This window comes from Niallia sp. Marseille-Q9988, assembly GCF_976954375.1.
This window is the reverse complement of record NZ_CDRJSZ010000012.1, coordinates 46,139-70,633: the sequence shown is the minus strand read 5'-3', so window position 1 is coordinate 70,633 and position 24,495 is coordinate 46,139. Positions and strand designations below refer to the sequence as shown.

Below are 24,495 nucleotides of genomic sequence, written 5' to 3'. Positions count from 1 at the left end.
TTACACCTAGCAATAAAATAGACTGAACACCATTTGTTCAGTCTATTTGTTCTTTCACTCACTATGAAAGTTTACTTTCGACTCTGTTTCTTTTCAGGATCCAAGAAAGCATCAATAGCACCATCATTATAGGATTCCATTACTTGTGCGGTTACTTCTTCTCTTCCTTTTTCATCAAATTGAAAATCATGGTTGGTACTTCCGTTTAGTTTATCCATTTTCTATTCCTTCTTTCCTTAATTTCTTATCTATTATCTGATTGAAAAGTTAAACTTATGCATGAAATGGGTATATAATAGAAGTAGATCAAATAAAGGAGTGAACGCTTATGAACGTAAACTATCAAAACATTATTGTGGCAGTAGATGGTTCAGAAGAAGCAGACAAAGCAATGAAGAAAGCGATTTCAATCGCGAAAGAAAATAACTCTAGGCTTGTCATTGCTCACGTTATTGATACAAGATCGTTCGCAACAGTGGCTGCATATGATCAGTCCATTGCAGCTAAATCAGATGAATTCGCAAATGAGTTATTAGATAAATATGTAACCGAAGCAACAGCTGAAGGAATACAACATGTAGTAAAAGCAATTGAATTCGGATCACCAAGAGCAGTAGTTCCACGAGAGGTTGCAAAAAAATACAAAGCAGATTTAATTGTTTGTGGAGCAACTGGATTAAATGCAGTTGAGAGATTTATCATTGGAAGTGTTTCGGAAGGAATAACAAGAAACGCACCTTGTGATGTGCTAATTGTGCGAAATAGTTAAGTGAAAAATTAAGTATAATAGCAAATGCACAGGGCTATACGGCCCCTTTCTAGCATACAGCAATCAAGAGAAAAGATAAGGATACTTATTGTAGGGAATGGATTGTGGCAAGAGGCACCATCGCTCAGCTCACAGGTATTTACACTAAACGTCAAATATCCTTTAAAATGCATATCCTTTCGAACGGTAAAAAGGAATATTCTATTCGATTGCAAAGTTGCATTCAAATAGAATATTCTTTTCACTTTGCAAACAAATTATTACTTCACTTCTTCTTTTTGTAAAACGCAAAGCTTTGCCTTTTCGATTGCTTTCTCGATTTGTTTAAATCCAGTTCCTCCAGCACTATTTCGTCTTTCTACTGCTGTTCTTGGATTTAGGACATGGTAAATATCATCTTCAAATAAGCTGCTTGCCTCTTTTAACTCATTTATACTTAAATCCTGTAAATAGCAATTTTTATTCACACAATACAAAACCAATTTTCCCACTACTTCATGTGCTTCTCTAAATGGCATCCCTTTATCTGATAAATAATCAGCTAGTTCCGTTGCATTCGAAAAGTCATTTTTTGTTGCCTTTTCCATTCCTTGTTCATTAACCTTCATTGTTTGAATCATCCCTGCAAAAATACGCAACGAGCCGACAACTGTTTTTACTGTATCAAACATTCCCTCTTTGTCTTCCTGCATGTCTTTATTATAGGAAAGAGGTAGTCCTTTCAGTACAGTTAATAATCCCATTAAGTTACCATAAACCCGTCCCGTTTTTCCTCTGATTAATTCGGCCATATCCGGATTTTTCTTTTGCGGCATGATACTACTTCCCGTCGAAAAACTATCGTCCAATTCAATAAATTTAAATTCTTGAGAAGACCAAAGAATAATTTCTTCACTAAAACGGGAAAGATGCATCATTAAAATAGAGCTAGTAGACAGAAATTCTAGGATAAAATCACGATCACTTACTGCATCCATGCTATTTTCATAAATGGAATCAAATCCAAGTAAATCAGCACTATATACACGATCAATAGGAAAAGTTGTTCCTGCTAGAGCACCTGCACCTAGTGGAGACAGATTGATTCTTGCCAAATTTTCCTGATATCTTTGTTTATCTCTTTCAAACATCCAAAAATACGCCATTAAATGATGTGCAAAAGAAATAGGCTGTGCACGTTGAAGATGTGTATAGCCAGGCATTACTGTTTCGATGTGATTTTCTGCCTTTTCTAAAAGAGCAACCTGCAATTCATTTAATAATTGAATGATTAATTTCACTTGTCTTCGTAAATAAAGATGCATATCTGTAGCTACCTGGTCATTTCTACTTCTTCCAGTATGAAGCTTTCCACCAACAGGACCAATTAAATCCGTTAACTGACTTTCTAAATTAAGATGAATATCTTCTAGTTTTACAGAAAACGTTAATTCATCATTTTCTGCTTGTTTTTTTAGTGTTAGCAAACCATCTTTAATTTTTTCCGCATCTTCAACAGGCAATATTCCTGTTTTAGAGAGCATAGCCACATGGGCTATGCTCCCTTCGATATCTTCTAATACTAGTTCTTGATCAAAGGAAATGGAGGCACCAAATTCATCCACCCATTCCTCCGCAGATTTTGTAAATCTACCTCCCCATAATTTCTTCACACAGTCACCTTCTTGCCATTTTCCACAATGCTTTGAACCTTTGTTGGAAGTCCCCAAAGTTTAATGAAGCCTACTGCTGCTGCATGATCAAACTCATCGTCTGAAGTATACGTAGCAAGTTTTTCATCATATAAAGAATTAGGTGATTTTCTTCCTTCTACTATCGCATGTCCTTTAAATAATTTCACACGAACAGTTCCCGTAACATTTTTCTGTGTTTCTTGCAAGAACGCTTGTAAAGCTTTTGTTATTGGAGAGAACCAAAGTCCTTCATAAATAACTTCTGTAATTTTTTTTTCAATTACTGGTTTAAAATGCGCTACTTCTTTGACAAGTGTGATATCCTCTAATTCTTTATGTGCTTTAATAAGTGTCAAAGCACCTGGACATTCATACACTTCTCTAGATTTAATTCCTACTAATCTATTTTCTACATGATCTATTCTACCAACACCATGTTTTCCAGCAATTTTATTAAGCTGAAGGATTAGCTCAGAAAGGGAGTAAGAGATGCCATCAATGCTAACTGGAACACCTTCTTTAAATTCAATTTCAATAACATCTGCTTGATCAGGTGCATTTTCAAGACTAACCGTTAAATCATATGCCTCTTCTGGAGGTGCAGCCCAAGGATCTTCTAGAATACCACATTCATTGCTTCTTCCCCATAGATTTTGGTCAATAGAAAATGGACTATCTAAGTTAACAGGTATCGGGATATTTTTATCTTTTGCATAGGCAATTTCTTCTTCACGAGACCATCCCCATTCACGAACAGGGGCTAGTACTTTTAAATTTGGGTTTAATGCTTGAATCGATACTTCAAAACGCACTTGGTCATTTCCTTTTCCCGTACATCCATGTGCGACTGCGACAGCATTTTCCTTTTCGGCCACTTCTACTAATTTTTTCGATATTAAAGGTCTTGATAACGCAGAAACTAGTGGATATTTCCCTTCATAAAGGGTATGTGCCTGCATAGCAGTAAGTGCAAAATCCTGTGCGAACTCTTCTTTTGCATCAATTACATAAGATTGAACAGCCCCAACTGACAATGCTTTTTGTTGAATAAAGTTTAAATCTTTTCCTTCCCCAACATCTAAGCAGCAAGCTACTACATCATAACCTTGATCTTGTAACCACTTTATTGCGACAGATGTATCTAATCCACCTGAATATGCTAAAACAACTTTTGGATTTGCCATTACCTAATTCCTCCTATATGCGAATAAATATTCATTTATTTATATTTTTATTCAAAAAACTATATGTATCACTTTAACAACTTTTTCTAATAATTTCAATAGAATTTTTATAAAAATATAAATTATTTCATTTTTATACATACCTATTTCTTTGCCATCCTAATTTATCTCCTTGTACAGCTAAATCATTTTAAATCCTTCTATCTCGAAGTCTATAATTTATGCATGAATTTATACATTTTCTTATTAGAAGTATAGATAATTTTATTTACAATGAAAGATATATCTTTATTTAAACAAAAAAAGGTCAGCAACCTCTTTTATAAGAGGTTGCTGACCTTACTCATCCATTATTTATGCAATTCACTTACTACATGGCTTAATTCTGGAAGAACTAGCTTCTTCATCGCAAGGCGTACTGCCCCAGTTGATCCGGGAGTTGAAAAAACGACCTTATTATGAATGGTACCAGCAATTGCTCTTGATAAAATGGCACTAGAGCCGATATCTTCTGTGTAGCTTAGCATGCGAAAAAGTTCTCCAAATCCATACAATTCTTTTGTCAGAAGTGGCTTTATCGCTTCAATTGTCACATCTCTTGGAGAAATGCCCGTACCTCCGTTGAGAAGGATACAATCAATTTTCCCTGATTGTACTCCTTTAACTATTTCCTGTTGAATTCGCTGTTTATCATCATTAATAATAATGTATTCTTCTATTGAGTGATTATCTTGTTCTAATAATTCAATCATCAGTTTGCCACTCTTATCGGTTTCGGTTGTTCTTGTATCACTAACCGTTATCACTTTACAGCCCACTTGCCAGTAATGATTGTTGATATGTGTTTGTTTATTCATGCCTTCCTCCCTTTAATTCTATCTGTTTATCTCTACTGTATAATGTTGCTCATCCACTTTATCCAATAATAAATCTGATTTTTCCCTAGTAAATAAATGAAGTCGGTGCATTGGTCTTGTCATTGCTACATATAATAGCTTTAAATCTATTTCTTCTTGTGTAAAACTCTCGCTTAGGGTGAAAAGAAATACTGCATCAAATTCTAATCCCTTTGAAAGATAGCTTGGTACAATGATCAAATAATTTTTTTCTAACTCTTCATTTTCTCGTAAGAATTGAACATTTGGAATTTTTCTGTTTTGCATTTCTTTGAATATAGTCTTACACTCTGCTTCTGTTTTGCCAATGATAGCAATAGAGTGAAAATCTTCATCCTGTAAACCCTTTGCTAATTGAACTATTTTATCTACTAAAGCTTCTTTATGCTCATACAAATGAACAGTTGGTTTTTCTCCATGACGTACAACAGGTTTCACCTTTGGTAAATCTTCATCTAGTAAATGCAGAATTTCATTTGCCAAAAACATAATTTCGATTGTAGTACGATAGCTTTTTTGCAAGGTCATATAATTAGCTCGTGGAAATACAGCTTGCTGCAGTGTATTCCAGTTTTGTAACCCTCGATACGAATGAATGCCTTGTGCTAAATCTCCAACGAGGGTAAACATATCAGTCTCCAATCCTGCTTTTAGGGCATATAATTGAAATTCGCTATAATCCTGTACTTCATCTATCACGATATTCTTAGCGCGATATTCTTTATCAATACCAAAGATTTTATATTGCAAATAGAATAATGCCCCAAGATCCTCGATTTCTACTTTCTTTTGCTTCAATATCCGCTGCTGAAAGGCAATCATATAATCCAATTGCTTTTCTGTTAAGGAATCCTCTGTATATTTTCGAAGGAGCTCCTTATCAGAAAATAATCGGCTATAGTATCCATATAAATCATTTGTCTGCATCGTTTTCATATAGTTTCTAACGGCAGTCGAAGCTTCTTTTTTGACATTGGCTAATCGTTCTTGCTTTGTATCCAAAAAATAGACTACCCTCTCTTTTCGCTTATCATCCTCTTTAATCCGTAAAGCACGATCCAATGCATCTTCATATTTATCTTCTAGCTTACTTAAAATCACTTTCTTTTTCCGTTTTAAATCTGCTTGCAATATCCCCTTTATTTTCTCTTTCCGTTTGATTAAGGGAAGGTAATCATATTCCTTCTTAAATAATCGTTCTAATTTTTTTGCCCCATATAAAGGGAATTTTTCCACACGGAACTCTTGCTTTGGGCTCATTTCATTGCAAATATCAATCAGATAATTATCCATTACTTTTTTATAAGCTAAAGAACCTTTATAACGAGAAAGCCACTTGATCATTTCTTCTTGTTTATTCTCATGATTAATAAAAGATAGAAGTTTTTTATTGGACTGGATTACTTTCATTTTTTTCCCAATGCATAATAGGACATAGTCCATAAAAGTCGTTTGGCGTATCTTCTCTACGCCTAAGTCTGGCAATGCCTCTGCTATATATCCTATAAACATATTATTTGGCGCAATAATCATTAGCTGCTCTGGTTGAAAGTATCGAGCATAGTTATATATAAAGTAAGATATTCGGTGTAAGGCAATAGTCGTTTTCCCACTACCTGCAGCTCCCTGCACTATAATCGGCCGGTTTAAATCTGCCCGAATGATTTCATTTTGTTCTGCCTGGATAGTGGATATAATTTCAGTTAGACGCTGATCAGCTTTTCCGGCAAGTGATTGCTGTAATAACTCATCCGTTGTTGTTAGGTCAATATCCTGAAAATGAAGCAATTTTCCTTTTTCGATTTTAAACTGTCTTTTTAAGGATAAATATCCTTCGATTGTTTCTTCATTAACTTCGTAAGCAACTTCTCCAAGACGTCCATCATAATAAACATTCGCAATCGGGGAACGCCAGTCTACTATAATTGGTTTTTGCGTATCTTTTTCGTACAAAGAGGTCTTCCCTAAATAATAAACATCTTTTTGTGATTTGCCCTTCATTTGATAATCAATCCGTGCAAAATATGGTGCATCTAAAATCCGTTTCAAAATATTTAACTCGGTTGTTGCCAGCTGCAAAAATTTACTATTCGTTAAATAATTGATATAACTCAAACTACTGTCAAGAGCTTCATCATTACTAATAGCATCTTTTACATTTTCCTGTAATGCTCCTTGATTTATTTGAGCCTCTTGCAAAACGATATTCATATAATTTTTTGTATATTCCAGTCTGCTTTTTTCCTGTTTCAGTTCATCTATTGAGTAATCTTCCATGTTTTTTCCTTTCTCCATCTATCAATTTTCTTCCCGTTTGTTTAATAAATAGCTTTTTTGATAATAATGATGTGCTACTTCTGTTATATTTCTCGTAAAATGATAGTTTCCTGCAGCCCCTATTACTGCTCCTGTATGGGACCCTTTATAAAATTGGAGAAAGGAAAGCTTTATTAGCTCTGTTAATAACGTCTGCAACATCTTTTCTGGCACCATTTCATCATTGCCATTATAAAAAAAGCTTTGTTGTTCCTTTTCCAATTCACCCATGATTTCAACCCAAGCTTCCATTCGCTGTTTATATGGCAAGCAGCCTGTACAGAATACTTTCAATGAAATCATTATTTCACTCGGACTATCTGCAGGTCTTCCATATATGGAAGCTAAAACCTGAACTGCCCGAAGATTGATTATAAGAATAGAAAGAAAATCTCCCATCAGAAAGCCAGTATGCTTCGATGCCAATATACCTTGCCCAGTAGCAAGTAATCTGTAATGTGCTATTAGTTTATCTGCAATTGCTTGTAATTGGTCAATATTCAATTTTTTCATGTCCTTTAAAGTGAAGATGGATTCATTATGTATTCTTGCATGATGTATTAATTTTTGTGCGGTATTTCGTTGAAAGGTGGAATTAAATAAGATGGCATGAAGATGAAATAAGATGGTATCAAATGAATGTAAAATTTTTTGTTTGTGCATATCGGGTATATAGGATAAAGCACTGTCTATGGAATCAGAATAAAGATGGAGGATTTTATTTGGACGACCATTTCTTAATTCTGATTCCCATTTCTCTATCTTTTCCATATAATAGTTTTCTGCTTTAGAAAGCATGTAATCCCCCCTAGTTCATACCGAATCATTCCTTATTTTACTAAAAGAACCTATGGAAAGACAATATATTTTCATTTGAAAGGTAGTCGTTTTAGCTTAGCAGAAAAAAGACAATCTTCCTCGCATCTGTTCTACGAAAAGATTGTCTTTTTATTAGATAATGGTTACAAACCTTACATGTCTATAGTTAACTTAAATTCCAGCAAATCTACAAACGTCTCTTGCAATCATTACTTCCTCATTTGTTGGAATGACCATTACTTTTACTGGAGAGTGTGGATAGTTAATAAATGACTCTTCCCCAGAAATTTTATTTAGTGTTGGATCCCAGTAAACGCCCATGAATTCAAGACCTTGTAGTACTCTAGCACGAACGATTTCACTATTTTCACCAATACCAGCTGTGAAGATAATTGCATCTACACCATTCATACCTGATGCATATGATCCAATATATTTATGGATGTTATCTGCAAATATTTGTAATGCAAGCTCAGCACGATCGTTGCCTTCTTTTGCTTGCTCTGTGATATCACGTAAATCACTTGAGAAACCAGAGATTCCTAAAAGTCCACTCTTCTTATTTAACACTTGTAACACTTCGTCAGCAGATTGATCTGTTTTTTCCATGATAAATGGAATTAATGCAGGATCAATATTACCAGAACGAGTTCCCATTGTAACACCAGCAAGAGGAGTGAATCCCATAGAAGTATCCATAGACTTCCCGCCTTCAATAGCTGCAATACTTGCACCATTTCCTAAGTGACAAGAAATTAAACGTAATTGGTCAATAGGACGACCTAATAATTCAGCCGCACGTTGAGAAACATACTTATGGCTTGTCCCGTGGAAACCATATTTACGAATTCCATATTGCTCGTAATATTCATATGGAAGGCTGTATAAATAAGATTTTTCAGGCATTGTTTGATGGAACGCTGTATCAAAAACTGCTACAGCTGGAACATTTGGCAATACATGTTGGAATGCAGTAATACCAGTTAAGTTAGCAGGATTGTGTAAAGGTGCTAATTCAGATAAAGTATCAATTTTAGCGATAACTTCATCTGTAATTAATGCTGAATCAGCAAATTCTTCCCCACCATGAACGACACGATGACCAATTCCTTCGATTTCATCTAATGATGCAATGATACCTAGCTCTGTTAACTTTCCTAAAAGGATTTTAACCGCAACATCATGATCAGGAATTTCTGTGATTTCTTGGATTTTTTCACCGTTAACAGAAATATTAAAAACAGCATCATTTAACCCAATTCGCTCTATTAAACCTTTTGTAATTACTTCTTCACTTGGCATTTCAAACAATTGAAATTTTAATGAAGAACTACCAGCATTAATCGCAATAACTTTTGCCATAAAATGTTTTACTCCCCTTTTGTATAACAACTTTTATTTACTTTGTCTGACATTGAACAGTTCGAATCATACAACAGACAATATTTACTTCTTTCAGTTTTTCATTAAAACATTCTACTAGAAACATTTCAAGCACATTATGCCCAGTTATTCATTTTTTTTTAGAATTTCGTCGATTTTTCGAAAAAAAGACATATTTACGTCGATATTCTTCTATACAATAGAAGAAATCTGTTTTATAACACTTATACAGAAATTTATGTTGTTATGCTTTTTTATTTGATTGAATCCATGTGTCCAATTCGCTTAAAACCTGTTCCATTCCACGCATATTGGAGAAGCTAGGCACTTTTGCAAGTAAAACTTGTTTCGGTGCAACTATATTATTCCCCTTTTTCTGCAGAATCAATATACTTTTTGCCGACTGTTTATTTTTGAAAAGCGTTTCCGGCAATTGCATAATCCCCTGTATGTGTACTTCTTCTTTAATATAATCATGCAGATTTGCAGCTTGTTCGGATTCAAATAAATTGTTTGGTATAACGAAGAATGCATAGCCACCTGGTTTTAGATAATTCATGCTTTGCTCTATAAATAAATGATGTGCATATGTATGCCCATTATTTGATTTGACTTTAAATTCATTAGAACGAACATCATTCGGATAATAACCAACTGGTAAATCACTTACAACAACATCTACTGGATCAATAAATAAATGCTCTAAACTATCCTGGTTAAAAAATTCAATTGGCTGTTCCTGTAGATTTGCATTTACAAGTGCTAGTTGTAATAATAAGTCATCAATATCTACACCATATGCAGCTATATTCTTCCCTTGCTGGTGATTCATAACAGTAGTTAATAAATTACCGGTTCCAACCGCTAAATCTAACAAACGCAGTTCCACTTTCGTACAAAACTTTTGCACTAAATAGCCAAAAAGAATGCCGATAGAATCAGGTGTCATTTGATGATTTGGTTGTGTATTTTCTTTCATCCCTTTTAAAATGACAAGTTGAAAAGCTTTGCGAATTTCTTCTTTTGTGTATTTGGCCAATTTGATTTCTTTATAGGCATTTCTTAATCTTTTCTTACTTAATTCACTTAATTCTTCCTGTAATATAGCTTCTTGAAAGATATTTTCTCCTGTTAAAGCTAATGATTCTAAATACGTATATTCCAATTCTTCTTGAATAATTAATGCTGTTTCATTAAATACTGTAAATAATTCTTCTACTGGAGAAATGTTCATCTATTATCACCTAATTTATTGTAGATTTCTAAACATAAATTTTCCGTTACATAACTATCTCTGAATTTTGCATAATAGGATACATCCAAATAAAAAGAGCCTGTCCTTTATATAGAAGGCCAAACTCTAGCTTATCATACGGTTAAAAATTTAACCAGATAATCGATTGTATTACCTATAAGTTATTATCGTTATTTCGCTGCTTTCACTGCTGCTATCGCTGCCTCGTAGTTCGGATGGTTGCTGCCCTCACTAACATATTCAACGTAAGTTACAGTATCAGTTGAATCAACAACAAAAATAGCACGAGCTAACAATCGCAATTCTTTCATCGCCACACCATATGATTCTCCAAAAGATAAATCCCTGTGATCTGATACAGTAATAACATTGTCCAAGCCACTTGCAGCACACCATCTTCTTTGAGCGAAAGGTAAATCAGCACTTACTGTTATTATCTCCACATTCTCAAGTCTAGCTGCTTCCTCATTAAATTTTCTTGTTTGAGTATCACAAACACCTGTATCAATAGAAGGGATAACACTAAAAAGGCGGACCTTTCCCTTTGAGCTTGCTAATGTTACCTCTGACATATCATTTGCTAACACGGTAAAATCTGGAGCTTTGTCTCCGACTTTCACTTCATTTCCAATCAATGTTACCGGGTTATGCTTAAACGTTATATTTGCCATTGCCTCTCCTCCATTTTCGATTTCATTCTATGTATTTACTACCATCATATCGATAGTTTTTTTTATTTGCAAAAAAAACGTACTTTCTTAAGAAATATAATTGGCTTTTTTTATAAAAAAAAGGAAACGAGTCCACTATTTTGTGTGAACTCGTTTAAACTACATCTAATTGATTTTTTTAAAACTCAATATCTTCTTTCGGCTGGTTTGTGTGAGCGTTGTTGTTGCTTGATTCAGAAGATGAATCTTTTTTAGCGAACATTTGTTGAATCTTATCAACAGCTTGTGGAGCAATGTCCAATATTTTTTCGTATAGATGGGTACTTTCATCTAAGTGCACCATTTTTACGCCCTCACCATTTACAATAAGAAAAGCAATTGGAGTAATACTTACTCCCCCACCACTTCCCCCTCCAAAAGGATGTTTAGTCAACGAATCATTTAATGAATGATTTTCAAGTGTGAATTCACTACCACCAGCAGCAAATCCAAATCCCACTTTAGATACGGTTAAGATGACACTGCCATCAGGTGTTTCAACAGGATCGCCAATAATCGTATTGACATCAATCATTTCTTTTAAGTTTTCCATTGCAGTTGTCATTAAGCCTTGAATTGGATGATCTGACATTTTCCCATTCCTCCATTGCTATTGTTTACTTGGAATAGATGGTTCACTTGTTTTAAACTTTGGAAAACCATCTTTCCAATATTTAACCAGTTTAATTCCTGCCATCATAGCATGCCCTATCCGAAATTGAATCATACAAGAAAATAATGTTTCAGAGGCCATTCCTTGAAATTGTGGATATATGTTGATTTTGGGCATGTCTTTAAGCTTCATATAATTACTAATAATGCCAATAATACTTCCTTTAACAGCCCAAATAGCACCAGAAATCATTCCAGTATGTGCTGCATCTCCTAGACCAACAATCGAGCTCCATTCGATATGCTTAATTGTTAGTTTTGCTAAAAATGACCTTACTATGCGATGAAACTGTACAACATGGTTTAATAATTCTTTTAAATTAGATAAAAAAATTAATAAATCAGAGGCGGAAAATTGCTTTGTTTCCTCTACAGTTTCCTGTTTACCCTGTAATTCCGTCTCCTCTTTCATCACCAGTGTTGGAGAGTCCTCATCTATTTTTATCAAAGGAATGGTTTTTTTGTATTTTATGAGTCCAAACAATGCTCGAAGCTCTATCTTTAAATCATCATTATCTTTCTTATGATAATAGCGTATATGTATCGTTAATTTTAAAAAACACAGAAAAATAAGCACTAAAAAAAGAGCACCAATAATAAGACCAATTATGGAAAGAACTTTCACTTTGGTAACACTTCCCTTCAGCCTATTATTATTGGATAAAATATGAAAAAATAAACCTATTTCTTCCTGATTCTTTTCTATGCTATGGAATTAGTATTCAAAAATAAAAACTAGGATGTGACAAAACGAAATAACCAATTTACTTTTTTAAAAATCATCTTTCCAAAACACAAAAAACGAACACTAATGCATACCAACTGCATAAATGTCCGTTTTTATTATTAGTTAAAACTTATGTCCCAACCTCGGTTCCTATTATCGATCATGAATGACTGCTGTATCAGCAAATAAATCATGAAGACCTTGTTTCTTCGGCAAGAAGGCAACTAGCGCATATAAAATAATAAAGCTGCCAGAGATAAATCGACCAATCCATTCACGGAAAAGGATAGTGTCCCATGTTAATCTTTCTTTGTTCATCGGTATAACCTTCAAGCCAAAAATCATCTTTCCTAACGTTTGTTTTAAAAACAGTGTCATTAAAACAAAATATAAATAAAACGTAATGGCCGTACAAATGTTAACGGTAGAAAAAATACTCGATTCATGTAACGGTACATCTATTATTCTTAAAATCGGATAAATAAGAATACGATTAACGCTCGATACAATCACTATATCTGCTAAATAAGCCCAAAAGCGCATCCAAAAGCCGGCATATACATACGAAACTTTGCCTTTAGAATCTAACTTACTATCACCAACATTCAGATTTTGTTCCTTTGATTCAACGGTTTCATTTAATGATACCGTTAATTCGGATAGTTCCTCGTCCTTCAGGGAAGATTCTGATTCTATATTTTCACGGTTATTACTCATTTGTCCCCCTCCTATTCTGCATATAAATACATTAGTCGAGGCGAGTTAGCATTGGTGACAATCTTTAGTATATTTGCTAATTCTTTATCCTCACTTGTAATTAATTTTTTGGCAGTCATTCCAAATAGGGAAGCAAAACCAGTATTGTCGGTATAGGTAACGACAGCTGCGTCCTTTAAATCATAGTCATTTTTCATCTGTTCTACTACATCATCAAAATAGCCAAAATCGTCGATTAAATTTAGTTCCTTCGCCTGTCTACCATCGTAAATCCGTCCATCAGCGATTTTCTTCACTTCTGCCTCTGTCATTCCTCGACCATCAGCAATAACCTTAACAAAACCGGCATAAGAATTATCAATTAAATTTTGTAAAATCTCTCTTTCATCCTCTGTCATTTCTCTTGTAGAACTCATGATATCCTTATATTTCCCACTCTTAATTGTGACAAACTCTACTCCATACTTTTCAGCCAGCCCTTCGAAATTATATCCACTCATAATAACTCCAAGTGAGCCTGTTAATGTTTCCGGACTAGCAAAAATTTTATCAGCAGGTGCAGAAATGTAGTACCCTCCAGACGCTGCCATAGATCCCATTGATACGTATATTGGTTTTTTTGATTCTTTTTGAATTTCTACTAATTTATCATGGATTTGTGCACTTTCTACAACTCCTCCACCAGGAGAATTCACTTTCAAAATTACACCTTTTACACTAGGATCCTCTTTTATGTAATTTAATTTTTCGATAAAGGAAGTATGATTATAACCTACAGTCGAAAAAAGAGATTCGGCATCTCCAGTATCTTGAATGGTCCCAGACACTTCCAGTACAACTATCTTCTCAGAGAAATCTCCGTCCTCTATGTATTCTTCTACATATGGTCCTTCCCCTTCACTAAGAAATTGTCCAAATAAATCTTCTACGTCCGTTGTGAACGCTACAGATACCATACTGGTAATAATGGAAAAGACAAAAATAATACCAGCTATCCCTAAAGCTGCCCAACGTTTTCCACTCATTACTTATAACCCCCTATTATTTCTTTCTATTTCTTATACGTATAAGTACCGATATTGTTTCAGGAAAATGTCGGATTACTTAAAAGATTCTTTACGCTATTCCCTTTGCTTGCTGTTGCTTTTTTGAATTAGAGAATAGTTTTGTTTGTGATAAAGAATAAATGGATAATGCTGACCAAATAAATATAAATGCCAATAAATGAGAGGTAGTAAATGGTTCATGATAAACGAATACTCCAAGTATTAGTGTTAATGTAGGTGTTAAATATTGAATGAACCCGAGCATGGATAGCGGAATCCTTTGCGCTCCTTTTGCAAAAAACAACAATGGCACTGCTGTTAACACACCAGAAATAATTAATAAGAAGTCTAAACTAGTAGATACAGCTAAAAATGCATGATCTCCTTTTAAAAATAAATAGCCAATATACATTAAGGCAAATGGAGTAATAAACATGGTTTCCAAGGTTAATCCTACATCCGAATTAATTTTGATTAATTTCTTTGTTAATCCATATAAGCCAAATGTTAATGCTAATGAAATAGCAATCCATGGAAATGCTCCATGAGCAAAAGTAATAAAACAAACTCCAATCGCAGCTAATCCTACAGAAACATACTGTATTTTAGACAATTTCTCTTTCATTACAAAAATGCCTAATAATACACTTACCAGTGGATTTATATAATACCCTAGACTCGTTTCGATTATTTTATTCGCATTTACAGCCCAAATGTAGATAAACCAATTGCAGCTTACTAATATAGATGCAATAAACAGCATGATACCCTGTCTTTTCTGGTGCTTAAATGATTTTAATGTTTGAAAGAATAATTCCCATTTACGAGTAAATGTTAGTAAAATGCACATAAAAATAAATGACCAAAAAATTCGATTTGCGAGAATTTCATCTGCCCCAACTCCTTGCAGATGCTTCCAATATATCGGGAATAGTCCCCATATTAAGTAAGATATACCAGCAAATATTACCCCGTTTTTAATGTTGTTTTTCTCCATCTTCATCGCTTCTTTCCATATTCGAAATATTCCATATTATATATATTATTTTGGTAACTGGCAATCTTTTTTAGAAATGTTTGTCAAATCCAGCCAAAAGAGACTGGGACAAAACTAAATAACTAATCTTTAAAGACGAACAATCTCTAATTTAGCTCTTAAATAATGCTACTTTATCTATGTTTTTAAATATAGTTAAGTGTATAAAATAAGTCGTTCATTGTGCTACAGATGCACGGATACGCCGGAGAGGAAGCTGAGCCTCACTACGCGACCACTGAAAAACAGATAGCTATTGATGATTGGTCGTAACCGCCTTTTAAACTTAGATGTGCAAATTGTTTTCCGAGGTGACCACATGACTCATTGGGGCGAGCGCTGAGCCGCTTCGTCGCTCCGCTCCTGCAGGGTCTCGGACTTTCTCGCTGCTCCCATAGGAGTTAAGCGGTCACCTCTCCAAACCAACTTAATATTCGCTTTCAAATAAATAAATTCTTATTTAATTTGGAAAAACTATACTTTTTCAGTGCCCTCATCACTGCGTTGCTGGTTCTAAAGCTTCTCTAATTCTCGCAAAAGTCGAGCGTCCTCTGCTCCATTTCACTTCGTTTTTAAACCTTTTTCTAAAAAATAAACACGAACTATAATGTAATCTAATTACATTATAGTTCGTGTTTGTTGTTGGTTGAAATACTTATGTCCCTGCCTCTTTCACTTGTTATTACTTTAATCGATCATACATTATTTCATTTCCAACAATTGTTTTTGTTACTTCTATTTTATCTATTTCACTTGGACTTACTTCAAAAATATCTTTATTCAATACAGTAAAATCTGCTAAATAGCCTTTTTCAATTTTCCCTCGATCTTCTTCATGACAAATGGCATAAGCACTTCCTTTTGTATAAAGGCTCACTGCTTCATATACTGTTAACGCCTCTTCTGGAAGGTATCCGTTTCCTTCTATGTCTTCTGCATTAGTTCTTGTAATAGCTGCTTGAATTCCTACTAAAGGATTTGCACTTTCAATTGGAGCATCAGAACCCCCTGCACAATGTAATCCCTCTTTTAATAATGTTTTCCAAGCATAACAATAGGCAAGATTTTCTTTCCCCAGTCTATCTATTACCCAAGGAAAGTCTGAAGTTACAAAGCTAGGCTGGATATCTAATATTAACGGCAAGTCTTTCATACGTTCCATTAAATCCTTGCGAAGCATCGTTGCATGAATAAGGCGATCTCTTCCAAATCCTTGTAAAGGATGTTGTTCAATAGCTTGTAAGACCATTTCAAAAGCTGCATCGCCTATTGCATGTACAGCAATCGGAACTTCTCTCTTCCTTGCCTTTTCTACTAATTCATTTAATTGTTCTTGTGAAAAAATGCTTACTCCATTTGTTAAAGGGTCATCAAGGTATGGTCTACTTAAAAGAGCGGTTCTTCCACCAAAAGCACCATCAGCAAATATTTTCATACTGCCAAGCTCCACCCATTCGGTACCACCTAGATATTTCCCGCCATCATGTATCATCTCATCAAATACTTCATGATGCACAAGCAAATGGGCTCTAAAGTGATTTCCTTCTTCTTCAATTACTTTTTTATAGGAACGATATGTTCCTTCATAGCCATGATAATAGTGTAAGTCTTCAGTATGAGCTCCAGTTAGTCCTAACTTATAGGCATCTTTAATACCTGCTCGCAATGCTCTTTCCACATATTCATCGGTTACTTTAGGCAAGACTCTTGTTATTAACTCTTGTGCTTGATCTTTAAAAACTCCAATAATCGTGCCTTCCTCATCCTTCTCCATAACTCCACCAATTGGAGAGGAAGTATCATTTGTAATATTGGCAATTTTTAAAGCATATGAATTTACTGCAATTGCATGCTTACATATACGATTTAGGAGGACTGGATGGTTTGGAACATACTGATCAATATCTATAGAAGTCAGTACCTGTTGCTCCTGCCACATATTTTCATTCCATCCATCTCCTATAATCCATTGCCCTTCTTCTATATTCTCTGCATAATTAGCTAGCAACCGCAAAGCTTCCTCTTTTGATGTGCAAGTGGATAAGTTTAATCTTAATAACTTTTCCCCATGCCCAACTAGGTGCATATGACTATCTACAAATCCTGGAAGGAGAACTTCACCTTCTAAGTCTATTTTTTCTTCTATCCTTCCTTCGTATTTTTCTTCCAAATACTTTTTATCGCCGAAATCCACGATATATTGCTCCTCTGTAAAAATTGCCTCAACTACTTGTCCTTCCTCTTTAAGCGTATATATCTTCCCACCATAAATCAGTTTCCCCATGCAAATCCTCCTACTATCTTAAATTTCGATTGAATGGCAATAAACTCTATAAATCATCAGTTCTGTTTTATTAAAAAGGACACTAACTTTAGTGCCCTTTTTAATACCTTTCGCACTCTGTTTTGAGAACGAGAAGTTTATTTTCTTCTTTAGTTGCTACGCTCTTCTTTCTCTCGTAATTCCACTCTTCTAATTTTCCCTGAAGTCGTTTTGGGCAATTCTTCCATAAATTCGATTTTACGTGGATACTTATATGGAGCCGTTAATTTTTTTACATGTGTTTGCAGTTCTTTTATTAATTCTTCTGTTCCTTCTACTTTATCTCGAAGAACTATAAATGCTTTCACGACATTTCCTCTAATTGGGTCTGGACTTGCCACTACCGCACACTCTTTAACTGCTTTATGCTTAACTAAAGCATCTTCTACTTCAAAAGGTCCAATCGTGTAGCCAGAGCTAATAATAATGTCATCTCTTCTGCCTTCGAACCAAAAGTAACCATCCTCATCTTTCTTAGCACGATCACCAGTGATATAGTAATCTCCACGGAATTGATTTTTTGTTCTTTCTGGTTCTTTTAAATATTCTTTAAATAATGCAGGAGTATCTTTGTGTACTGCGATATCTCCAACTTCCCCTACTGAACAAATTTCTCCATCTTCATTTATGATTTCGACGCTATTTCCTGGAGTTGGTTTCCCCATAGATCCAGGGCGTAATTCTACTCCCTTTGTGATCCCTACTAATAACGTATTTTCCGTTTGTCCATATCCATCACGGACATCTAGTTGGAAATTCTCTTTAAATACATCAATAACTTCTCTATTTAGTGGTTCTCCAGCAGAAACTGCGCTTCGTAATTGATCTAATTGATACTTTTGAATATCTTCCACTTTTGCCATTAAGCGATACTCTGTTGGCGTACAGCAAAAAACATTTACTTCATATTTCTCCAAAAGCTGCAGATATTTATCCGGGTTGAATCTTCCATGATAGACTAGTCCAATTGCACCAGATCCTAAAACAGATAATAGTGGGCTCCAAACCCATTTCTGCCATCCTGGACCTGCCGTTGCCCATACAAGGTCACCTTCTTCAATATTCAGCCAATTTGGTGCTGCTGTTCTGAGGTGAGCATATGCCCAACCATGCGTATGTACGACACCTTTTGGATTACCAGTTGTTCCTGATGTATAGGAAATAAATGCTGTATCTGACTTATGTGTACTTACCAGTTCTAGTTCATCTGAAACCTTCAGTACTCGCTCATCTAAAAGCATCCAACCTTCTTTTGCTTCACCTAATACAAAACGTTTAATAGTATGTATTTCTTCCACTAATTCTAATTCCTCTAAAAATGGATAATAGCTAACTACCCCTTTTACTTCTCCATGCTTAATGCGATATTGTAAATCTTTTGCGCGAAGCATTTCTGAACTTGGAAGGACAGTTATTCCCAGTTTTAAAGCTGCTAAATATACCTGATAGGCTTCTATTATCCTTGGAACAATAACAAGGACAACATCTCCTTTTTGTAGGCCCTCTTCTTTGAAAACATTTCCTATTCTATTTGCTGCTTTCATTAAGGAGGAATAAGTAACTTCCTTTGTTTCGCCCTCTTCATTCTCCCATTTTAAAGCAAGTCTATCTGTATTTTGGGCAAATTTCTCAATCTCCGAAACAAAATTATATTGTTCTGGAGCAATTAAATCCTCCGTCCGCATATGTAGTCTCCTCCTGTTTATAAAAGTAAATACTTAACCCATTATACTACCCTATCTCCAATTTTTGAATTAATTAAATTTCGTTCCTTTTATAGCCTATTTAAGTAGCCAATCTTTTACCAATAAAAGCAAAAAATAGGCATACATAAAGAAGAAGCAAGGCATGATGCCTTGCTTCTTGTAGCCATTACTATTCAATTATTTAGAGAAACCGCCGCCTAATTGTTGTTCAGCCATTTGCACTAAACGTTTAGTGATCTCACCACCAACAGAACCGTTAGCACGAGAAGTTGTTTCAGCACCTAAGTTTACACCAAACTCAGTAGCAATTTCATATTTCATTTGATCTAGAGCTTGAGAAACCCCAGGTACTAATAATTGATTTGAATTGTTGCTGCTTGCCATGTGTATCACCTCCTTGTGATAATAGAATGTGTAATACACATAGCATTCATTCGTTCTTTTTACTGGTAATTGTTCACAAAAAAACAGGGAATTTTTGTATCATACCATTTCTTCCTTATGGCGGTCATGCAAAACACTTTAAAAAAGTGAATCTATTTCGGTCTCCTTCTTCTTCTCTTCCCTTTTAAGGATAATCGTTTCAACATGATTCACTGCTTCTTCAATCAATGGTTCAAAGTCAGTAAAGCTTTCATAATATTGTATTTTTTCTTTTTTTGGTTTAGTCTTAGGCGATGCCGGCACAAATACCGTGCAGCAATCCTCATATGGACGAATAGAGATATCATGTGTATCAATTTTTTTTGCCCATTCGATTATTTCTGTTTTATCTGTAGTTATTAAAGGTCTTAAAATAGGTGTGTTTGTTACATCGTTGATTGCATACATACTCTCTAATGTCTGACTAGCAACTTGCCCTAAGCTTTCGCCCGTGATAATAGCCAGCGCTTCTTTTCTTCTGCGAATTTCATCTGTTATTCTTAGCATAATTCTTCTCGTTGCGGTCATTGTATAATTTTCTGGAATCTGCTTATGAATTAACTGCTGAATAGTAGTAAACGGAACAATATGCAACACAAAGTGACCATTAAAACTTGCAAGCTTTTCCGAAATATCAATTACTTTTTGTTTTGCTCTCTCACTTGTAAACGGAGGACTAAAGAAGTGTACCCCTTCAACTTCTAATCCTCTTTTCATAGATAAATATCCTGCTACCGGGCTATCTAATCCACCAGATAACATTAGCATTGCTTTCCCGCTCGTTCCTGAAGGAAGCCCCCCTGCCCCTGGAATATTTTCACAGGAAAGATAGATTGCTTCTGTTCTAACTTCAATTTGAACATTTATATCAGGATTTTTAACGTCTACTTTTAAACCAGAGATATTTTTTAGCAAATGCCCACCAATCGCCTGATTAATTTCATTTGTATCTAGTTCAAATTCTTTGTCAGCTCGTCTTGCACTTATTTTAAAGGTACATCCCTCTTTATATAAAGAAGAAACAATATCTAAAGCAGCTGCTTTTACTTTCTCTATATCCCGCTCAAGCTTTACTGCTGGGCTAAAGGATTGAATACCAAAGATGTTTTTAATCACTTTAGAAATTTCCTCTTCCTTTTCACCATTTAACATTATATACATTCTTTCTCTTTTTGCTTCAATTGAAACAGATGGATAGCCCTCTAGAGACTTTGCAATTGTTCGTTTTAGTTTATCTACAAATTGCTTTCTGTTTCTCCCCTTCGTAGATAGCTCTCCATAACGTATTAAAATACGATCATATTTCACTTCATTACCCCTCTCAACCATTCCTGAATATCTTTTATAGCTGCAATTACGCTTTCCATTTCTTCTATTGTATTCTCATAGGATAAGCTAATTCGGAACGAGCTTTCTGCAAGCTGTTCTGGTACTCCTATTCCTAATAATGTTTTACTAATTTTATTTGTCTTTGATGAACAGGCACTTGTAGTGGATATATATATATCACGTTCTTCTAATGCATGAACAAATACTTCTGCCTTTATTCCTTCGATGGAGAAGTTAACAATATGAGGTACACTTTTCTCTGCTGCTGGCGTATGAATGGAGATACCTTCTATCTTAGATAATTCCTCACGCAAATAAACATTCAACTGTTTCAGAATAGGCAGTTTCTCTTTTTGATTTTGCAGCTGCATTCGTAATGCCTTGGCAGTAGCAACTGCACCAGCAACATTCTCCGTTCCGCTGCGAAAAGTATTCTCTTGCCCGCCACCTGCCAATAAAGGTTCTATTCTTTTTCCTTCTTTTATATATAAAACCCCATTTCCTTTTAAGCCATGAAATTTATGGGCAGAAATGGTATAAGCATCTATGTTTGCCTTATTTATTGAGATGGCTTTTTTCCCAATTCCTTGAACACCATCTACATGAAAAAATATATTTGGATAATTGGTTAATCGTTTACCGATTTCCTCAACTGGCTGAATAGATCCTATTTCATTATTTACATGCATAATAGAAACAAGGATGGTTTCTTTGCGTATATTTTTGATTATATCCTCGATTGATACTTGACCAAACTCATCGACAGGGACATAAGAAATAGTGAAACCGTCATCTTCTAATTGCTCCATTACTTTGTGAATGGAATCATGTTCAATTGCTGTGGTAATAATATGATTCCCTCTACTTTTATATGAACGAGCAATTCCTTTTAAAACGGTATTATTTCCTTCTGTACCACCTGAGGTAAAAAATACTTCATTGCTTTTCACTTCTAAAAGTCCCGCAATTTGTTCTCTTGCTTGTATTAACAGCTTCTCTGATTCCATTCCTATTCGATGGATTGAGGATGGATTTCCAAAATATTTTTGGGATACAGTCGTAAAAGACTCAATAACCTCTGGAAAAGGCTTAGTTGTTGCACTATTATCTAAATATATCATTACATTGGAATTTCCTTTCCATTATAAAAATTCGTTAATCCGCTTTTCCTTTAGCGACAATCATTTTCACTCACATAACGTTATAATTGTTACGTCTTTAACTCTCTACTTTATCCTCTATAAAGCGGAATAATATTCACTAATCGAAGTTTCACTTTATTATGCTACCAAAAAACTTTTTCAAATAAAAGAATAAGCTTCATAAAAATTCATTATATCTATTCTTACTGGAAATAAAATGTTAACTCTTTCCATAACCGGAGAAATTTTTCGCTTTCCACAAAAAAAGTCTGAGACATGTCCCTCAGACTTTTTTCTACTTATAATGGAATTAGATGTTACTCATCATTACTTTTCATTTTCTTTCCATTCATGTGACCAAGCTTGAATCTTATTAGTACTTCCAGGCTCTATCTCTTCAATGGTTGCTGCAGCATATTGCAATGCTTCTTTATAGCGATAATTTCTAAAATGTGCTTCTGCCTCTAATAAGCCTTGATGGACTTTTTGATATTGGCGACGATACCTGTTCCCATATTGAATGATTTTCTCTGCTAAATAAACGGTTTCTACCAATTCAAGTGTTGCATTAACTAGCACCGTCACTTTTTCTTCTGTCACTTCTATTATGTTCTTCACTTCAACCATATTTAATGGTGTTCGATCTAACATTCTTTTTGCTTCATCAATACTTTCTTTTGCTTCTCGTACTAGCTCATTATACTCATCTGTCACACCTGGCAAATTGCTATTAGTAACACTTCTAATAGCTTCTGCCACTTGTTTACTTAGTTCTCTTATACGATTATGTGCAGAAACTTCATCTTTACGTAGAGCATGCAGCCTATCAAATAATTCTTTTTGTTCTAAAGAGGCATTTTCTAATTGCCCTTTCAGTTCCTTAAGTTCTTCTCCCAACAGAGTATGTGCTGCTGATTCAGTCAAGAGCTTATGTTCTAATACTTCATATTGCTTATAGAGATGATTTAATTTCTTCTCAAGCTTAAATTGCAGTTCAATATCTTCATTATCTAGATTATAGTTTGTCTGCAATAATCCAACTTCTACTTGAAGCTGTGCGTTTCCTTGCTGAACATCTTCTAAGATTTCCTTGGTTACGTTGATATTATTACTACAATAATTTTTTGCAAGTACTTCTTTTTCTAATAAATCATATAGCAAATCCAGCTTTTCCTGTATTTCCGCAATAACCTTTTCTACTGCCTCAACTTTTCCTTCTCTTAAATCATTTTCAGTTGATGCAAGTTCATTCATTAAGTTTTCGATTGCTTCTTCCATTTGCAAATGTTCCAAGATGTATCCTTGCTCCAACATATCTACATAGCCATCTTTTAACTCATCAAGTTGTTCTGGCAATTTTGTCTGACATTCAATCAGTAATGGAGGAATTTTTTCCATCAGATAAGTAATCGTTGTTAAACGTTCTTGCATTTTATAAACAATCTCTCTTGCTTCCAAATAATCCCCATTATTCGTTTTTTCATCATAAGTTATAAATAATTCCGCAACTTCGTGAAGCATTGTTTCAATCTTTTTCTCTGTCTCACCATAAGTATGACGATGTGCTAAAAGATTTTTTTTGCTGACACGGTAGGATTCTTTAAGTTCTTCAATTTCCGATCTGTTCTTTTCTTCACTACCAACTAGATTATTAAGTTCTTCTAATATAGTATCAATTCTTTTATCTACACTTTCCATTTTAAAGCGAATAGTATCTTGTGTCTTCTTGGCTTTCGGAAAGTTATATTTATCAATATAATTTTCCGTATCAAAAAGCAATTCCTCAATAGTAGGCAATTCGGTAGTAACAATGTCATCCCATTCTTTTCTCCATCTTTCGAACAACTCTTCGGTTTGTCCAATCATATTCAATTGTTTAACCTTTGCAAGCTCTTCTAATACGGGACGATTCATCATGTCTATTTTCCAATTTTCTAATTCATCGACACCATTATAATATTTTCGTTTAATAAAATATCCCGCTACAAATAGGCAAATAACTATACCTATTCCACCAATTATGTAATTCATTTGAAGCCCCCTGTTCATACACCGGCCATAATTCCGTATCTATTTTAATTAAGCTAATAATTATCCAATAGTAAAGAGCAGTATTCCACAAAAATAATACGCATAAAGGTAACTGCCGTAAAAAAAAGATTACTTTTTCAAAATCCAAGCAAAATGTTTTAAGCTATATTAGATATCTCCCTTTTTGCAGGTAAATTTCTTTGTATTTATGATAACATGTAAACGACATTTTTTGACTATTATTTTACGTTTTTTTCATAATTTCGTTTACTTTTTTCAAAGTTCGCTAGATAACTTAAATTATATAAGTATTTTTCAAAAATAACACGTATAACTAC

21 protein-coding genes are annotated in these 24,495 nt (G+C 34.5%); 1 reads left to right on the top strand and 20 read right to left on the bottom strand.

Features of this window, described 5'->3' with window-relative positions:
• Nucleotides 1–71: 71 nt before the first annotated feature.
• Nucleotides 72–218, bottom strand: a complete 147-nt coding sequence (locus tag ACWNMZ_RS19815) for a hypothetical protein (RefSeq protein ID WP_284561500.1) — start codon at nt 216–218, stop codon at nt 72–74.
• 110 nt (nt 219–328) lie between these two features.
• On the opposite strand from ACWNMZ_RS19815, the gene ACWNMZ_RS19810 reads away from it, so the two are divergent.
• Nucleotides 329–769, top strand: coding sequence for a universal stress protein (locus ACWNMZ_RS19810; RefSeq protein WP_449598838.1), 441 nt, complete (start codon nt 329–331; stop codon nt 767–769).
• A gap of 260 nt (nt 770–1,029) precedes the next feature.
• On the opposite strand, the gene argH is transcribed toward ACWNMZ_RS19810, so the two are convergent.
• From argH to ezrA, 19 genes are all read right to left on the bottom strand, one after another.
• Nucleotides 1,030–2,421: an argininosuccinate lyase gene (gene argH, locus ACWNMZ_RS19805; RefSeq protein ID WP_449598837.1), complete on the bottom strand. Its 1,392-nt coding sequence runs from the start codon at nt 2,419–2,421 to the stop codon at nt 1,030–1,032.
• The gene (locus ACWNMZ_RS19800; RefSeq protein WP_449598836.1) at nt 2,418–3,626 is read right to left on the bottom strand and encodes an argininosuccinate synthase; all 1,209 of its coding nucleotides are present in this window, start codon (nt 3,624–3,626) and stop codon (nt 2,418–2,420) included. The genes argH and ACWNMZ_RS19800 overlap by 4 nt, the downstream gene beginning before the upstream one ends.
• Before the next feature lie 350 nt (nt 3,627–3,976).
• On the bottom strand, nt 3,977–4,483 hold the full coding sequence (locus ACWNMZ_RS19795) for a MogA/MoaB family molybdenum cofactor biosynthesis protein (protein WP_449598835.1): 507 nt from the start codon (nt 4,481–4,483) through the stop codon (nt 3,977–3,979).
• A gap of 18 nt (nt 4,484–4,501) precedes the next feature.
• Nucleotides 4,502–6,817, bottom strand: a complete 2,316-nt coding sequence (gene helD, locus ACWNMZ_RS19790) for an RNA polymerase recycling motor HelD (protein WP_449598834.1) — start codon at nt 6,815–6,817, stop codon at nt 4,502–4,504.
• Nucleotides 6,818–6,820: 3 nt separating this feature from the next.
• Complete coding sequence (locus tag ACWNMZ_RS19785) at nt 6,821–7,636, bottom strand: EcsC family protein (RefSeq protein WP_449598833.1); 816 nt, start codon at nt 7,634–7,636, stop codon at nt 6,821–6,823.
• Between the two features lie 192 nt (nt 7,637–7,828).
• Nucleotides 7,829–9,019, bottom strand: coding sequence for an acetate kinase (locus ACWNMZ_RS19780; protein ID WP_284561506.1), 1,191 nt, complete (start codon nt 9,017–9,019; stop codon nt 7,829–7,831).
• Nucleotides 9,020–9,284: 265 nt separating this feature from the next.
• Nucleotides 9,285–10,274 (bottom strand): class I SAM-dependent methyltransferase, encoded by a 990-nt coding sequence (locus tag ACWNMZ_RS19775; protein ID WP_284561507.1) that lies wholly within the window; start codon nt 10,272–10,274, stop codon nt 9,285–9,287.
• Nucleotides 10,275–10,465: 191 nt separating this feature from the next.
• Complete coding sequence (gene tpx, locus ACWNMZ_RS19770) at nt 10,466–10,966, bottom strand: thiol peroxidase (RefSeq protein ID WP_284561508.1); 501 nt, start codon at nt 10,964–10,966, stop codon at nt 10,466–10,468.
• A gap of 178 nt (nt 10,967–11,144) precedes the next feature.
• A complete protein-coding gene (ytfJ, locus tag ACWNMZ_RS19765; protein ID WP_031534948.1) occupies nt 11,145–11,597 on the bottom strand; it encodes a GerW family sporulation protein in 453 nt (150 codons plus the stop codon).
• Nucleotides 11,598–11,615: 18 nt separating this feature from the next.
• Nucleotides 11,616–12,302, bottom strand: coding sequence for a DUF2953 domain-containing protein (locus tag ACWNMZ_RS19760; RefSeq protein ID WP_284561509.1), 687 nt, complete (start codon nt 12,300–12,302; stop codon nt 11,616–11,618).
• A gap of 255 nt (nt 12,303–12,557) precedes the next feature.
• A complete protein-coding gene (locus ACWNMZ_RS19755; RefSeq protein ID WP_031534952.1) occupies nt 12,558–13,121 on the bottom strand; it encodes an RDD family protein in 564 nt (187 codons plus the stop codon).
• 11 nt (nt 13,122–13,132) lie between these two features.
• Nucleotides 13,133–14,146 (bottom strand): signal peptide peptidase SppA, encoded by a 1,014-nt coding sequence (gene sppA / locus ACWNMZ_RS19750; RefSeq protein ID WP_284561510.1) that lies wholly within the window; start codon nt 14,144–14,146, stop codon nt 13,133–13,135.
• Nucleotides 14,147–14,237: 91 nt separating this feature from the next.
• Nucleotides 14,238–15,164, bottom strand: coding sequence for an EamA family transporter RarD (rarD, locus tag ACWNMZ_RS19745; protein WP_284561511.1), 927 nt, complete (start codon nt 15,162–15,164; stop codon nt 14,238–14,240).
• A 721-nt stretch (nt 15,165–15,885) separates the two neighbouring features.
• The gene (locus tag ACWNMZ_RS19740) at nt 15,886–17,487 is read right to left on the bottom strand and encodes an amidohydrolase (RefSeq protein WP_449598832.1); all 1,602 of its coding nucleotides are present in this window, start codon (nt 17,485–17,487) and stop codon (nt 15,886–15,888) included.
• 149 nt (nt 17,488–17,636) lie between these two features.
• Entirely contained in the window at nt 17,637–19,211 is a 1,575-nt protein-coding gene (mbcS, locus tag ACWNMZ_RS19735; protein WP_235251693.1) for an acyl-CoA synthetase MbcS, read from the bottom strand.
• Nucleotides 19,212–19,409: 198 nt separating this feature from the next.
• A complete protein-coding gene (locus tag ACWNMZ_RS19730) occupies nt 19,410–19,616 on the bottom strand; it encodes an alpha/beta-type small acid-soluble spore protein (protein WP_031534962.1) in 207 nt (68 codons plus the stop codon).
• A gap of 138 nt (nt 19,617–19,754) precedes the next feature.
• The gene (gene thiI, locus ACWNMZ_RS19725; RefSeq protein ID WP_449598831.1) at nt 19,755–20,963 is read right to left on the bottom strand and encodes a tRNA uracil 4-sulfurtransferase ThiI; all 1,209 of its coding nucleotides are present in this window, start codon (nt 20,961–20,963) and stop codon (nt 19,755–19,757) included.
• The gene (locus tag ACWNMZ_RS19720; RefSeq protein WP_235251695.1) at nt 20,960–22,105 is read right to left on the bottom strand and encodes a cysteine desulfurase family protein; all 1,146 of its coding nucleotides are present in this window, start codon (nt 22,103–22,105) and stop codon (nt 20,960–20,962) included. The genes thiI and ACWNMZ_RS19720 overlap by 4 nt, the downstream gene beginning before the upstream one ends.
• Nucleotides 22,106–22,453: 348 nt before the next feature.
• On the bottom strand, nt 22,454–24,157 hold the full coding sequence (gene ezrA / locus ACWNMZ_RS19715) for a septation ring formation regulator EzrA (protein WP_235251696.1): 1,704 nt from the start codon (nt 24,155–24,157) through the stop codon (nt 22,454–22,456).
• Nucleotides 24,158–24,495 lie beyond the last annotated feature (338 nt).

Coding starts and splice junctions, on each gene's coding strand:
- ACWNMZ_RS19815 (WP_284561500.1), bottom strand. CDS start 218: ATGGATAAACTAAACGGAAGTACCAACCATGATTTTCAATTTGATGAA.
- ACWNMZ_RS19810 (WP_449598838.1), top strand. CDS start 329: ATGAACGTAAACTATCAAAACATTATTGTGGCAGTAGATGGTTCAGAA.
- ACWNMZ_RS19800 (WP_449598836.1), bottom strand. CDS start 3,626: ATGGCAAATCCAAAAGTTGTTTTAGCATATTCAGGTGGATTAGATACA.
- ACWNMZ_RS19795 (WP_449598835.1), bottom strand. CDS start 4,483: ATGAATAAACAAACACATATCAACAATCATTACTGGCAAGTGGGCTGT.
- helD (WP_449598834.1), bottom strand. CDS start 6,817: ATGGAGAAAGGAAAAAACATGGAAGATTACTCAATAGATGAACTGAAA.
- ACWNMZ_RS19785 (WP_449598833.1), bottom strand. CDS start 7,636: ATGCTTTCTAAAGCAGAAAACTATTATATGGAAAAGATAGAGAAATGG.
- ACWNMZ_RS19780 (WP_284561506.1), bottom strand. CDS start 9,019: ATGGCAAAAGTTATTGCGATTAATGCTGGTAGTTCTTCATTAAAATTT.
- ACWNMZ_RS19775 (WP_284561507.1), bottom strand. CDS start 10,274: ATGAACATTTCTCCAGTAGAAGAATTATTTACAGTATTTAATGAAACA.
- tpx (WP_284561508.1), bottom strand. CDS start 10,966: ATGGCAAATATAACGTTTAAGCATAACCCGGTAACATTGATTGGAAAT.
- ytfJ (WP_031534948.1), bottom strand. CDS start 11,597: ATGTCAGATCATCCAATTCAAGGCTTAATGACAACTGCAATGGAAAAC.
- ACWNMZ_RS19755 (WP_031534952.1), bottom strand. CDS start 13,121: ATGAGTAATAACCGTGAAAATATAGAATCAGAATCTTCCCTGAAGGAC.
- sppA (WP_284561510.1), bottom strand. CDS start 14,146: ATGAGTGGAAAACGTTGGGCAGCTTTAGGGATAGCTGGTATTATTTTT.
- rarD (WP_284561511.1), bottom strand. CDS start 15,164: ATGGAGAAAAACAACATTAAAAACGGGGTAATATTTGCTGGTATATCT.
- ACWNMZ_RS19740 (WP_449598832.1), bottom strand. CDS start 17,487: ATGGGGAAACTGATTTATGGTGGGAAGATATATACGCTTAAAGAGGAA.
- mbcS (WP_235251693.1), bottom strand. CDS start 19,211: ATGCGGACGGAGGATTTAATTGCTCCAGAACAATATAATTTTGTTTCG.
- ACWNMZ_RS19730 (WP_031534962.1), bottom strand. CDS start 19,616: ATGGCAAGCAGCAACAATTCAAATCAATTATTAGTACCTGGGGTTTCT.
- ACWNMZ_RS19720 (WP_235251695.1), bottom strand. CDS start 22,105: ATGATATATTTAGATAATAGTGCAACAACTAAGCCTTTTCCAGAGGTT.
- ezrA (WP_235251696.1), bottom strand. CDS start 24,157: ATGAATTACATAATTGGTGGAATAGGTATAGTTATTTGCCTATTTGTA.